Raw genomic sequence first — 13564 nt, 5'->3', positions numbered from 1 at the left:
CACGTCCCACCGACGCTATGCGGGCACCGGTGGGCGTTCGCCCCGGCCGCAGCAACCACCACCCGTTCGAGGGGGCCAGGTCAGGGCCGCAACAGGACCGGGCCCGCGTCGATACGGGTCCGGAACAGGGCGTACGGCTTGCGCCGCAGGTCCCGACCGCGGTTGAAGGGGGGCTGCCGGTGCACCTGGTTGGCGATGACGTACAGGTGCCGGTCCTTGGCCACGCTCAACGTGTCGGGCCACAGCAGGCGCGGGTCGTGCACGACCGTCTCGTACTCGCCGTCGGGGCGTCGCCGCAGGATCGCGTTGTGCTCGTAGTTGGTGAGGTAGAGCCGTCCCGCGTCGTCGGATTCGAGGCCGTCGGCGCCGCCACCCTTGTCGCCCTCGTCGCGTACGGTCGCGGCCACCTCGTCCTCGTCGACGCTCCGGTCGACCAGCGCGTCCGTGGCCACGCTGAACCAGCGGCGCGAGGCGAGCGCGCAGTAGTAGAGCCGGACGCCGTCGGCGGAGATCGCGATGCCGTCCGCGCCCACGCCCACCGGCTGCGGCGGACCCTGCGGCGGCCGGACCAGGAACGGCCGACCCTCCACCACCGGGCGGAAGTTCACAAGCGATTCGGCCTTCGTGGACGGGTGGTCGTTCAACCGCCGCCACGAGGTGCCGCTGGCCAGGTCCACCACGATGATCGCGTTCGGCGCGCCGTCCGCCGAATCGGTGATGTACGCGATCCCCGCCGTTCCCCGCCGCAGGTCGAAGCGCACGTCGTTGAGGTACGACGTCGGCAGCACCACGTCGGGCGGGAAGGTGATCACCTGGGCGACCGTGTTGGTGCCGAGGTCGATGCGGACCAACTTCGGCCCGCCGGGAACGGTGGGCTGGAACATCGGGCTGCCGGTGTCGAGCACCCAGAGCCGGTCGACCGGGTCGACCACCACGCTCTGCACCGACACGAACGCCGACGCGTCGTCGTTGCCGGCGGGGGAGTTCCACCGCAGGTCGGGATAGGGCACCTCACGGTTGTGGCGCAGCTCCACCACGGTCGCCGGCACCTCGTCGCCCCAGCGGGGAAAATTGACGAAGATCCGCCCGCGGTGCGAGACGGTCACCCCCGTCGGCATCGGCCCCCGGAATCGGTGTACGACCTCCAGCGTGCCGACTGGTTCATCGGTGGGCAGTCCGGTCCGCATCCTTCGACCTCCTGTCGCACGCAGTGATATTTCCGTACCTCACTGTCATAGTCCCAGATCAACGGGGCTGTGGCAGCCGGCGGTCAGCCATCCGACCCGACGCCCGCCGGAAGTGGATTCGTCACCCAACCGTCATGTGTCTGCGCGGTGCCCGCCACCTGGCCCGTGCAGGGTGGGTGGCCGATCATCACGACGTGGGAAGGAGCCCGGTATGGCTGTCGTCCTGGCTGCCCAACTGGCCACCCTGACCTGTGACAACTGCGGGGACAGCGTCACCGGTACGCGTCCGCTCGCCGACGGCGAGGTCGTCTGGACCCTGCTGTCCGAGCACGGCTGGGGCGGATCCCCGCTGGCCGACGGTCCCCACCGGTGCGCCCACTGCATCCGTTTCGGCCCGGCGCCCGGCACCCCGCCCGGCGGCATCCTCGGCATCGAGCACCTCGGCGGCGTCACCGTGGTGACCACCGCCGGCGACGTGGACCTCGACACCGGCGACACCCTGCGCATGGCGCTACGACACGCGGCCGACATGGGCGGTCACGTCCTGGTCGACCTGGTACGCACCGACCTGATCGACTCCACCGCCCTCGGCCTGCTCGTCCGCGCCCACCACGACGCCGTCGAACGCGGCGCACGGCTCTGCGTTGCCGTGACGTCGCCGCTGATCCGCCAGGTCCTACAGGTCACCGGCCTCCACGACGTACTCGCCGTGGCGGACACCCGCACCGCAGCCCTCGCCTACCTGACCGCCGCCCCGAGCACCGCCCCCACCAGCGCCGCCTCCTGACCCCACCCGGCCCCACCGCCCACCCGCGCAGCTCCACGCGCGGCACGCGTTGACGCCCCTCGCACGAGTCCGCGCTGCTCGGCGAGCCCTCATCCCGGCGATCTTGCACATTTGGTCGCCCTTACGCGGCTTTTCGCCGGATCTGTCGCGACGAAAAGTGCAAGATCGCGTGGGTGCGGGGGTGGTGAGGTCCGACCCGCTCGCGCTCGCCGGTGCCAGGCGGCGCGAGCGGGTCGAAGTTCAGCGACGGCCGCGTCGATGCCCCGCAAGCCGGAGGGCGTTGCAGACATCCGCAACGCCCTCGACATCCCAGGCCAATTCGCCGGCGGCCCGCCGGGTCTCCGCGCCGGCGACCAGGCCGGTGAGGATCACGACGCGGTTCTGCACCATCACCGTGATCTGCTGCCGACGGGTGCTCCAGTCGGCGCTGAGTCGCTGGGCGACCAGTGCGGCGAGACGGACGTCCTCGTCATGGTCCTGCGGCGCGTCCCACAGTGCCCGGAACGAATGATCGTCGGGCATCGGCCAGGGCCACGGCATCACCACAGCGGTCTCCTTCGTCGTCGAGGTCGGCAACCCGACGCGCCGTCCCGATCGGTGACCACCTTGCGCAAGGACCTTGGAGTCGACCGCACGGTTGGATGACAGTTGCGTGACAGATCCCGCCGCCAGTCGGTCCCTGTGCCCGCCTGTTCGGGCCTGTCCCAGGTCAGCAGCGACGCGGTAAGAGGCCAAGCAGAACAACGAGGAGACCACGACCCAGCCTGGCCGCGGTCGCAAGTCCTCGAAACGCGTAGCTGACCCGAGTGCGCACCCTTCCCCTGCAAGGTCACGCTCGATCAGGGATCGAGTGGCATCAGAGCGACAAGGTAACCACTCGATCCTGGATCGAGCGTGACCTTGAGAAGGGCACCCAAGCCGAGCGCCGGAGGTGCGGATCTGGAGGTACGGATTTGGTGCGCACGCATGCCGCACTCAGCGTGCGGTGGTGAGCACGCGGAGGTGATGGATCGGCGGTTGATCGCCGCTTCCGACCCTTCGGAGCCCAGCCAACTGCACCGACGGCGGCAGTCGCGGTAGCCCCTGGTGCCGGTGCCGACGTAACGCGACTACCTACCCGCCCCTCTGAACCACCACCCCCCGTCCTGGAAGCTGATCAAGAGGTGGTGCCGCTACAGCGTCCTCCCGGTGCACCGGTTTCGGTCCCGGGTGGCGGCCCGTCCTGACCAAAACGTCTTGATCAACGCTGACCAGGAGGAGTCCCGGTGCAGGGATGAAGTTGACCAAGAGGTTTTGGTCATGTGCGTCGGCGTGGCGTGACCGAAACCTCTTGATCAACCCCGCGTGCCCCGCGTGCCCCGCGACTCCGCGTGCCCCGCGTGCCCCGCGAAAGGGGGAGGGGCAGGTTAGGGGCGGTGGCGTTGGGTGCGGTAGCGGTGGATGAGGGTGGCGGTGGAGGAGTCGAGGCCGTCCAGGTCGGGCTCGGCGCCGGTGAGCAGCGGGGCCAGCTGGTTGGCCATCACCTTGCCTAGTTCTACGCCCCACTGGTCGAAGGGGTTGATGTCCCAGATCGCGCCCTCGGTAAGGACGATGTGTTCGTAGAGGGCTACCAGCTGGCCGAGGGTGGCGGGGGTGAGGCGGGCGGCCACGATCGAGGTGGTGGGGTGGTTGCCGGGCATCACCCGGTGCGGCACCAACTCGGCCGGGGTGCCTTCGGCGGCGATCTGCTCGGCGGTACGGCCGAAGGCCAGCGCGGCGGTCTGGGCGAAGAAGTTCGACATGAACAGGTCGTGCATGTCGCCGATGTCGTGGTGGGGTTCGCTGAACGCGATGAAGTCCGCCGGGATCAGCCGGGTGCCCTGGTGGATGAGCTGGTAGAAGGCGTGCTGGCCGTTGGTGCCGGGCTCGCCCCAGAAGATCTCCCCGGTGTCGTACGACACCTGCTGGCCGTCGACGCGTACCGACTTGCCGTTGCTCTCCATGGTCAGCTGTTGCAGGTACGCCGGGAACCGGTGCAGGTACTGCGAGTAGGGCAGCACGGCGTGGGTCTGCGCGCCGAGGAAGTTGGTGTACCAGACGTTGAGCAGCCCGAGCAGCGCCGGCGCGTTGTGGGCCAGCGGTGCGGTGCGGAAGTGCTCGTCGACGGCGTGGTAGCCGGCGAGCATCTCGTCGAAGCGCGCCGGCCCGATGGAGAGCATCACCGACAGGCCGACCGCCGAGGGCAGCGAGTACCGGCCACCGACCCAGTCCCAGAAGCCGAACATGTTCGCCGGGTCGATGCCGAAGTCGGCGACCCGCTGGGCGTTGGTGCTGACCGCGACGAAGTGCTTGGCCACCGCCTGCTCGTCGCCGCCGAGCCCGGCCAGCAGCCAGCGCCGGGCCTGGTGGGCGTTGGCCAGGGTCTCCTGGGTGGAGAACGTCTTCGACACCACCACGAACAGGGTGGTCGCCGGGTCCAGGTCGGCGGTGGCTTCGGCGATGTCGGTCGGGTCGATGTTCGACACGAAGCGGCAGGAGATACCGGCGTCGCGGTACGCCTTCAGGGCCTCGTACGCCATCACCGGTCCCAGGTCGGAGCCGCCGATGCCGATGTTGACCACGGTGCGGATCCGCTCGCCGGTGTGCCCGCGCCACTGCCCGCCGCGTACCTGATCGGCGAAGTGCGCCATCCGCTGCCGTACGGCGTGCACGTCGCCGACCACGTCCTGACCGTCCACGGTCAGCGCGGCGTCGGGGGGCAGGCGCAGCGCGGTGTGCAGCACCGCCCGGTCCTCGGTGCCGTTGATGTGCTCACCGGCGAACATCGCGGCGATCCGGTCGGCGAGCCCGACCCGCTCGGCCAGCGCGGTCAGCAGCCGGAGGGTCTCGTCGGTGACCAGGTTCTTGCTGTAGTCGACATAGAGGTCGGCCACCTCGACGGTCAACCGTTCGCCCCGCTCGGGGTCGGCGGCGAACAGGTCCCGCAGGTGCGTCGCGCGGATCTCGTCGGCGTGCTTGCGCAGGGCCTGCCACTCGTCGGTGGTGGTGACGTCCGCAGCCATCGGATCGATCGTCTCCTCGCTGTGTCGGCACACCGCCGGGGTCCGGCCGACGGCTGAGACCAGCCTGCCACACAAAGATCGCCGCGCCAGCCCGACGCCCGCGAGTGGTCACGATCCGCAGGTGGAGCGACGACCAGGCGTGTCCGCCGATGTCGAGGTCAGAGGCCGCGGTACGACCTGGGCCGGGGACAGGGCATCGTAAGGACATGACGACGTCGGCCCCGATCGCCTCCCCAGCCGCTCCCGCGATGCCCGCCACCACCCGCATACCGCAGACCCTGCTGGTGCTCGGCGCCAGCGGTGACCTGACCGGTCGGCTGCTCCTGCCCGGCCTGGGGCGGCTGGTGGCCAGCGGCGCGTTGCCCGGTCTCCGGCTGATCGGCAGCGGTATGGACGACTGGGACGACGAGCGGTGGCGTCGCCGGGTCACCGAGTCCTTCGCCACCGTCGGCGCGGACGGCCCCCGGGAGACCGAACTGATCCGCCAGAGCTGGTACGTGCCGGCCGACGTGACCCGCGAGGAGGACCTGCGGCGGTTGCTGGGCGACTGCAGCGGCCCGTTGGTGATCTTCTTCGCGTTGCCGCCGATGGTGGCCGCCCGCTCGGCCGCCGCACTGGCCCGCATCGGCGTACCGCCCGGCACCCGGTTGATGCTGGAGAAGCCGTTCGGTGTGGACCGGATCTCGGCCCGGTCGCTGAACAACCTGCTGGCCACCCTGGTGCCCGAGGAGCAGGTGCACCGCATCGACCACTTCCTCGGCAAGTCGACGGTGCTGAACCTGCTCGGCCTGCGGTTCGCCAACCGGATCTTCGAGCCGGTGCTCAACTCCACGCACGTGGCCTGCGTGGACATCGTCTTCGACGAGACCCTCGGCCTGGAGGGTCGGGCCGGCTACTACGACGGCGCGGGCGCGCTGGTGGACATGGTGCAGAGCCACCTGCTCCAGGTGCTCGCCCTGCTCACCATGGAACCGCCGCCCAGTCTGGAGGCCCGCGAGTTGCGGGGCCGCCTGGCCCAGGTGTTGCGGGCCACCCGGCTGTGGGGCGACGACCCGGTGGCGTCCAGCCGCCGAGGCCGGTACACCGCGGGCGAGATCGCCGGTCGGCGGCTGCCGGGCTACGTCGACGAGCCGGGCGTCGATCCGGCCCGGGGCACGGAGACGCTGGCCGAGCTGGTGTTGACCGTGGACACCTGGCGCTGGGCGGGGGTGCCCTTCCGGTTGCGGTCGGGAAAGGCCATGGCCGGCGTACGCAAGGAAGCGGTCATCACCTTCAAGCAGCCGGACCGGGTGCCCGACGGGCTGACCGGGTACGAGCGTCCGGACCGGCTGCGGATCGGGTTCGGACCGGACCGGCTCGGCCTGGACCTCAACATCAACGGTCCGGGCAACCCGTTCGACCTGGACCAGGTGGACCTGATGGCGGAGTTCGGCCCCGGTGACCTGCCGGCGTACGGCGAGGTGCTGCGCGGCGCGTTCGACGGGGACCCGACCCTGTCGGTGCGCGGCGACGTGGCCGAGGAGTGCTGGCGCATCGTCGAGCCGGTGCTGGCCGCCTGGAAGGCGGGCGCGGTGCCGCTGCGGGACTACCCGGCCGGCTCCACCGGACCCGCCGACTCGTTGCTGGGCCCGGCGACCGGCTGGCGTCCGCCGCGACCGGCGGCGCGAAACTCTCACTGATTGTGATAGCCCGACCCCTCTCAGCTATCTCACAGTTGGTGATGTTAGCTTGCCGACCCGACGGGATCCATCGTGGATGGCGCTGATCCCGTTGCGGCACAACGGATCTGCGTAAGAGTCTCGCGTCCGCGCCGCGCCTGCCGCTGTCGAGGGAGATGCTCGTGGTGTTCAAGAAGATGCTGGGTGCCTTCGGGATCGGCGCGCCCAGCGTCGACACGGTCCTGTCCAGTCCGAGCACCCGCCCCGGGCTGATGCTCGGCGGGCAGGTGAACCTGACCGGTGGCAGCCACGACGTGGACATCGACCAGATCGTCGTGGGGCTGGTCACCCGGATCGAGATCGACGGCGAGGAGGGGGACCACGACGCCACCGTCGAGTTCCACCGCACGCCGGTCGCGGGTGGGCTGCGCCTGGCGCAGGGGCAGCAGTTGTCCCTGCCGTTCCAGGTCCAGATGCCGATCCAGACCCCGGTGACCGACGTGTACGGGCAGCGCCTGCCCGGCATGACCATGGGGCTGCGTACGGAGGTGGTCATCCGCGGCGCAGTCGACAAGGGTGACCTCGACCCGGTGCACGTGCACCCGCTGCCCGTGCAGGAGCGCATCCTCGAGGCCTTCGGTCGGCTCGGCTTCCAGTTCAAGGGCGCCGACCTGGAGCGGGGGCAGATCGCCGGGGTGCACCAGACGCTGCCGTTCTACCAGGAGATCGAGTACTTCGCCGCCCCGCAGTACGCCCACGGGGTCACCGAGGTCGAGGTGACCTTCCTGGCCGACGAGCAGGGCATGGACATCGTCCTGGAGTTCGACCGGCGAGGCGGTCTCTTCACCGGCGGCCACGACTCCTACGGCCGTTACCGGGTCGCCCACGCTGACGCCGAGCGACTCGACTGGGCCGCCGTGGTGGACGGCTGGCTCCGCGAGGCCCTGGAGCAGTACCGCGCCACCCAACCCGGCTACGGCGCCCCTGGCTACGGCGCTCCCGGTTACGCGCAGCCGGGTTACGGCGCTCCCGGCTACGGCCAGCCCGGCTACGGCCAGCCGGGGTACGGGTATCCGCCGCATCAGCCCGCCTACGGCCACGACCACGACCATCACGGACGGAGTGGACCCGGAATGGGCGCGGTGGCCGCCGGTGTGGTCGGCGGTGCGGCGCTCGGCTTCGCCGGAGGCATGGTCGCCGAGGAGGTCTTCGACGCCTTCGGCGACGACGGTGGGGACGACGGCGGCGACGAGTGATCGGGAGACGTCACACCGACGCGTGAGCTGGGCGCCGGGGGCGCGTGAGCGGGGAGTCAGGGCGTGCGCTGGCACCGGGGGGCGCGTGAGGTGGGCCAAAGGCGTGAGCTGGGCACCAGGGATGCGTGAGCTGGCACGAGAGGGATGGGCTGGGCTTTCATCGGGTGGTGGGGTGCGGTTAACCCGGGCGTGAGCTGCGGTTTTCCGGGGCTTGGATGATGCGGAACGGCCGGGTCTGACCCTGATCGGCGCGGGGTGAGGCGAACGTGGCATTGGCCACAGCGCGGCTTCTTGCCATGAGTTTGCAACTACGCAAGTATGGCGCTGTGGCGATCCAAGATCGCACCCGTTGGGCGGCTTACCGGCCGGCCACCTCGGGTCGGACGCCGCACCCATCGTCGCCACCCGCGAGGAGCGGTAACAGTCATGCCCCGAACGACCGGTGTCCGGCTGGCCGCCAGCGCCGCACTGCTGCTCGCCCTGGTCGCCTGCTCGTCACCGACCGACCCGTCGGGCGCTGCGGCCGACGCCCCCCTGATCGTGGCGACCGCCGGAGAGCCGGACACCCTCAACCCGGTGCTCAACTACGGGGTCGACGGGGCGGCGCTGATCTTCGACGGTCTGGTCGGCCGGGACGAGCGTAACCACCTCGTCCCGGCCCTGGCCCGGGAACTGCCCACGGTCTCCGCGGACGGCAGGACCGTCACCGCCCGGCTCCGCGACGGGGTGCTCTTCCACGACGGCACCCCGCTGACCGCGCGGGACGTCGTCTTCACCTACCAGGCGGTGCTCGACGAGAAGGTCGATTCGACGCTGCGCAGCGACCTGGACATGCTCGCCTCGGTCACTGCACCGGACGACGCCACCGTGGTCTTCACCCTCCGGTACGCCTATGCGCCGTTCCTGCAACGGCTGACCCTGGGCATCGTGCCGGCCGCAGCGTTCGACGGGCAGGACGTCAACAAGGCCGCCTTCAACCGGCAGCCGATCGGCACCGGGCCGTACCGGGTCACCTCGTGGACCCCGGGTGACCGGCTGGTGCTGGCCGCCAACGACCGGTACTGGGGTGGCCGACCCACGAACAGCGGCGTCGTGGTCGCGTTCGTACCCGACGACAACGTCCGCGCCCAGCGCACCCGCGCGGGCGAGTTCGACGCCGCCGAACTGCCGCCCAAGCTGGCCAGTGGCTTCGACACCCAGGCCGGCTACCGGGTGCACAAGACGCCCACCGCCGACTACCGGGGCGTCATGCTGCCGATGGGCAACCCGGTCACCGGCGACGTGGCGGTGCGCCGCGCGCTCAACGTCGCCGTCGACCGCGCCGCGATGGTCAACGGCGTCCTCGGCGGGGCCGGTGAGCCGGCGTACGGTCCGGTGCCGCCGTCGTCGGAGTTCGCCGAGCCGTCCGTGGCCGGCGCACCGACCGCCGACCCGGCCGCCGCCACCGCGCTGCTGGACGCCGCCGGCTGGCGGCCCGGCCCGGACGGCATCCGGGTCAAGAACGGCACCCGGGCCGCCTTCAGCCTGATGTACCCGGCCGCCGACAGCCTGCGCAAGGAGCTCGCCCTGGCCGTCACCGCGGACGCGAAGAAGATCGGCATCGCGGTCACGCCCGAGGGCCTCACCTGGGACGCCATCACTCCCCGGATGGGCTCCGACGCCCTGATCATGGGTTACGGCACCCCGTACGACCCGGACTTCGTCTCCTACAAGCTGTTCCACTCCGACTTCGCCGGGCAGGGCTTCTTCAACCCCGGCTCGTACGCCTCGGAGGTGACCGACCGGGCGTTGCGCGACGGCCGGGCCGAGGCCGACCCCGCGCGGCGCAAGGCCGCCTACGCCACCTTCCAGCGGCAGCTGGCCACCGACGTGCCGTGGGTGTTCCTCACCTACCTGGAGCACACCTACGTGGTGCGGGACTCGGTGAACGGTGTGGTGCCCCGGGTCGAGCCGCACGAGCACGACGTCGCCAACAGCATCTGGTGGAACATCCACACCTGGACCCGGCGCTCGTGACCGCCTCGACCCGAGCCCGGCGTCGACGGCGCACCGGCGCCGGCCGCATGATCCGCAACCGGCTGCTGGTGGCCGTACCGGTGCTCTTCGCCACCAGCGCGGGCATGTTCGCCCTCGGCGCGGCCTCACCGATCGACCCGGCCCAGCAGTACGCCGGAGCGGCGGCCTTCACCACCAGCGAGGAGAACCTCGCCCAGATCCGGGCCAACTGGGGCATCGACGACCCGCTGCCGGTGCAGTACCTCCGCTGGCTGGGCAACCTGCTCCGGGGCGACCTGGGCTGGTCGACCAGCCGACACGAGCCGGTGGTCGACGTGCTGGCCGCCCGCGCCGGCTGGACCCTGCTGCTGTGCGGTGCCGCCCTGGTCGTGGTGCTGGTGGCCAGCCTGCTGCTGGGCACCCTGGCCGCGTACCGCCGGGGTGGCTGGTTCGACCGGGCGCTGCGCACGACCGCGTACGCGATCCAGTCCGTGCCGTCGTTCTGGCTCGGCCTGGCCGCGATCGCGCTGTTCGCGCTCAGCCTCGGCTGGCTGCCGGCCGGCGGCCTGACCGACATCACCGCCACCGGCACCGGCGTGGCCGACGTCGCCCGGCACCTGATCCTGCCGGTCGGGGTGCTGGCGGTGTCCCAGTTGCCATGGTTCGTGCTGTTCATCCGTGACTCGGTCGCCGACAGCCTGCGCGACGACCACGTGCTGGCCGCCCGCGCCCGTGGCCTGCCGGGGCGTACCGTCCTGTTCGGTCACGCCCTGCGCACCGGACTGCTGCCCTTCCTCACCCTGATCGGCACCCACCTGCCCGAACTCGTCGGCGGGGCGGTGCTGGTGGAGACCGTGTTCTCGCTGCCCGGCCTGGGCGCGGTGACCGTGCAGGCCGCGCTGGGCAGCGACTTCCCGCTGCTGGCGGCGATCACCCTGGCGACCACCGTCGTGGTGCTGGCCGCGAACCTCGCCACCGACCTCGCGTACGCCGCCGCCGACCCACGGGTACGGCTCGAATGACCGCCGCCGTCCTCACCCGGGTACGCCGACTGCCCCGACTCCGGCCGGGCCGCCTCGGCGCGACCGTCGCCGGCACGGTGCTCGCCGTCGCCGTGCTCGCCTGCCTGCTCGCCCCGGTGCTCTGGCCGCTGGACCAGAGCGCGATCGACCTGTCGCAGACCCGGCTGGCGCCGTCGCCGGCGCACCCGGCCGGCACCGACGATCTCGGCCGCGACGTGCTGCTGCGCAGCATCTACGGGCTGCGTGTCTCGCTGCTGGTCGGCGTCTTCGCCGCCGTGGTCGCCGCCGTCATCGGCGGTGCCGTCGGTGCGCTCGCTGGCACCCTCGGCGGCTGGGTCGACCGGATCCTGATGCGGCTGGTGGACACCATCGCGGCGATGCCGCACCTGCTGCTGGGCATCTTCATCGTGGCGATGCTGCGACCCAGCCTGGGCGCGGTGGTGCTCTCCGTCGGGCTCACCCACTGGCTGTCCACCGCCCGGATCGTCCGGTCCGAGCTGCTGAGCCTGCGGCACCGGCCGTTCATCGACGCGGCCGTCTCCGGTGGGGCCGGACGGATGCGGGTGCTCACCCGGCACCTGCTGCCGCACGTGCTGCCCCGGCTCGCGCTGGCCACCACCCTGATGATCCCGCACGCGGTGTGGCACGAGACCGCCCTGTCCTTCCTCGGTCTCGGCCTGCCCCCGCACCTGGCCTCCCTCGGCAACATGATCAACGACGGTCGGGGTTCCCTGCTCGCCGGCGCCTGGTGGGCCAGTCTCACCCCGGGCCTGGTGCTGATCGTGGTCACGCTCGCGCTGGCCGCCCTCACCGCCCACTGGCGGGACCACCTCGACCCCCGGGTACGCGCGGAGTTGCAACTGTGACCACCACCGACCCGCTGCTGGCCGTCGCCGGGCTCACGGTCCGCTTCCGGCTGCCGGACGCCGTCGTCCACGCCGTCACCGACCTGCACCTGGACATCCGACCCGGTGAACTGGTCGCCGTCGTCGGCGAGTCCGGCTGCGGCAAGTCGGTCCTCGCCCACGCCCTGCTCGGCCTGCTGCCCCGCAACGCCACGGTCACCGGCCGCGCCCTGCTGCGCACCGACAGCGCCGGGGTGCGCAACGGCAGCCCTGGCTCGCGCACCGGCAGCGCCGCGGTGCGCAGCGGTGCCCGGTTGCGCGGCGGCGGTGGGGCAGCGCAGTCAGCGCCGGTCGACCTGCTCGCCTGCCCGCCACGACAACTGGCCCGGCAGGTGCGCGGACGGGTCGTCGGGCTGGTGCCGCAGAGCCCGGCGACCTCGCTGACGCCGGTGCGTACCGGCCGTCGGCTGCTGGAGGAGACGCTGCGGGCACACGGCCACACCCGCGCCGACGCCCCTGCCGCCGCCGACCGCCTCGCCGTCGACGTCGGCCTGGACCCGGCAGACCTCGACCGCTACCCGCACGAGCTGTCCGGCGGCATGGCCCAGCGACTGGCCACCGCCCTGGCGCTCGCGCCCGACCCGCCGCTGCTGCTGGCCGACGAGCCGACCACCGGCCTGGACCGCCCGCTTGTCGACCACACCCTCGACCTGCTGCGCCGACGCTGCGACGCCGGCGCCGCCGTACTGCTGATCACCCACGACCTGGCTGCGGCACAGCGGGTGGCCGACACCGTGGCGGTCATGTACGCCAGCCGCATCGTCGAGCACGCCCCCACCGAGGCGCTGTTCGAGGCACCCGGGCACCCGTACAGCGCGGCGCTGCTCGACGCGCTGCCGCAGCGGGCGTTCCGGCCCGTGCCGGGGCACCCGCCGATGCTGACCGACCTGCCGACCGGCTGCGCGTTCGCCGCCCGCTGCGACCGGGCCACCCCGACCTGCCGGGTGCAGCCCGCGTTCACCGGCACCCGCGCGGGTCAGGTCGCCTGCCACCATCCGCTGGAGCGCGCCGAACTCTGCGCCGAGGTGCCGGCGTGACCGGCCGCGCCCTGGCCGCCAGCCAGGTCAGCGCGAGCTACGGATCGCAGCGGGTGCTCGATCGCGTCGATCTGCACATCGCCGCCGGTGAGACGGTGGGGCTCAGCGGCCCCTCCGGCAGCGGCAAGTCCACCCTGGCCCGGCTGCTGGCGCTGCTGCACCGGCCGGACTCCGGTCACGTCAGCCTCGACGGCACCACGGTGACCGGCACCCGGCATCAGGTGCCGGTGGCGGTGCGTACCCGGGTGGCGATCCTGTTCCAGAGCCCGCGCGCCGCCACCGACCCTCGGCTCACGCTGGCGGACATCATCGCCGAGCCGTTGCGCGCCACCGGCACCCCGCCGGAGCAGGCCCGCGAGCGTACGGCCGAACTCGCCGACACCGTCGGGCTCACCACCGACCTGTTGACCCGCCGCCCGCACGCGGTCAGCGACGGCCAACTGCAACGGGCCTGCCTGGCCCGGTCGCTGGTGCACCGGCCCGCGTACCTGCTGTGCGACGAGGCGACCGCGATGCTGGACGCCTCCACCCAGGCCCACGTGGCGGCGGTGATCGGGGAGTACCAGCGCCGGCACTCCGCCGGCGTGCTGGTGATCAGTCACGATGCCGCGCTGCTGGCCCGGTGGGCCGACCGCGTCGTCGACCTGTCCTGACGAATCGGTGCTCGCGCACGTCG

The 13564-nt window shown here is 71.9% G+C and carries 11 protein-coding genes; 8 read left to right on the top strand and 3 right to left on the bottom strand.

Translation table 11 applies throughout. The features are described from left to right. Positions 1-80: 80 nt before the first annotated feature. Positions 81-1187: an L-dopachrome tautomerase-related protein gene (locus JMF97_RS18785; protein WP_203222725.1), complete on the bottom strand. Its 1107-nt coding sequence runs from the start codon at positions 1185-1187 to the stop codon at positions 81-83. Positions 1188-1398: 211 nt separating this feature from the next. On the opposite strand from JMF97_RS18785, the gene JMF97_RS18780 reads away from it, so the two are divergent. Continuing rightward, on the top strand, positions 1399-1974 hold the full coding sequence (locus JMF97_RS18780) for an STAS domain-containing protein (protein ID WP_203222724.1): 576 nt from the start codon (positions 1399-1401) through the stop codon (positions 1972-1974). A gap of 240 nt (positions 1975-2214) precedes the next feature. On the opposite strand, the gene JMF97_RS18775 is transcribed toward JMF97_RS18780, so the two are convergent. Continuing rightward, positions 2215-2514: a BON domain-containing protein gene (locus JMF97_RS18775; RefSeq protein WP_043724991.1), complete on the bottom strand. Its 300-nt coding sequence runs from the start codon at positions 2512-2514 to the stop codon at positions 2215-2217. Between the two features lie 866 nt (positions 2515-3380). Then, the gene (gene pgi, locus JMF97_RS18770; protein WP_203222723.1) at positions 3381-5015 is read right to left on the bottom strand and encodes a glucose-6-phosphate isomerase; all 1635 of its coding nucleotides are present in this window, start codon (positions 5013-5015) and stop codon (positions 3381-3383) included. A 206-nt stretch (positions 5016-5221) separates the two neighbouring features. Here pgi and JMF97_RS18765 point away from each other — a divergent pair, with 206 nt between their 5' ends. From JMF97_RS18765 to JMF97_RS18735, 7 genes are all read left to right on the top strand, one after another. Further along, complete coding sequence (locus JMF97_RS18765) at positions 5222-6694, top strand: glucose-6-phosphate dehydrogenase (RefSeq protein WP_438803762.1); 1473 nt, start codon at positions 5222-5224, stop codon at positions 6692-6694. Between the two features lie 161 nt (positions 6695-6855). Then, positions 6856-7929 (top strand): sporulation protein, encoded by a 1074-nt coding sequence (locus tag JMF97_RS18760; RefSeq protein WP_203222722.1) that lies wholly within the window; start codon positions 6856-6858, stop codon positions 7927-7929. Between the two features lie 426 nt (positions 7930-8355). Beyond that, positions 8356-9945, top strand: coding sequence for an ABC transporter substrate-binding protein (locus JMF97_RS18755; RefSeq protein WP_203222721.1), 1590 nt, complete (start codon positions 8356-8358; stop codon positions 9943-9945). Further along, on the top strand, positions 9912-10946 hold the full coding sequence (locus JMF97_RS18750; protein ID WP_307816979.1) for an ABC transporter permease: 1035 nt from the start codon (positions 9912-9914) through the stop codon (positions 10944-10946). Before JMF97_RS18755 ends, JMF97_RS18750 begins: the two co-directional genes overlap by 34 nt. Next, complete coding sequence (locus JMF97_RS18745; RefSeq protein ID WP_203222720.1) at positions 10943-11812, top strand: ABC transporter permease; 870 nt, start codon at positions 10943-10945, stop codon at positions 11810-11812. Before JMF97_RS18750 ends, JMF97_RS18745 begins: the two co-directional genes overlap by 4 nt. Further along, complete coding sequence (locus tag JMF97_RS18740; protein WP_203222719.1) at positions 11809-12888, top strand: ABC transporter ATP-binding protein; 1080 nt, start codon at positions 11809-11811, stop codon at positions 12886-12888. Before JMF97_RS18745 ends, JMF97_RS18740 begins: the two co-directional genes overlap by 4 nt. After that, the gene (locus JMF97_RS18735) at positions 12885-13541 is read left to right on the top strand and encodes an ABC transporter ATP-binding protein (RefSeq protein ID WP_203222718.1); all 657 of its coding nucleotides are present in this window, start codon (positions 12885-12887) and stop codon (positions 13539-13541) included. Before JMF97_RS18740 ends, JMF97_RS18735 begins: the two co-directional genes overlap by 4 nt. Positions 13542-13564: the final 23 nt, after the last annotated feature.

Origin of the sequence: Micromonospora fiedleri, assembly GCF_016774385.1 — a bacterium.
Taxonomy (GTDB): domain Bacteria; phylum Actinomycetota; class Actinomycetes; order Mycobacteriales; family Micromonosporaceae; genus Micromonospora; species Micromonospora gifhornensis.
Note: the sequence above shows the minus strand (reverse complement) of the source record. Positions and strands in the feature narration are given on the sequence as shown.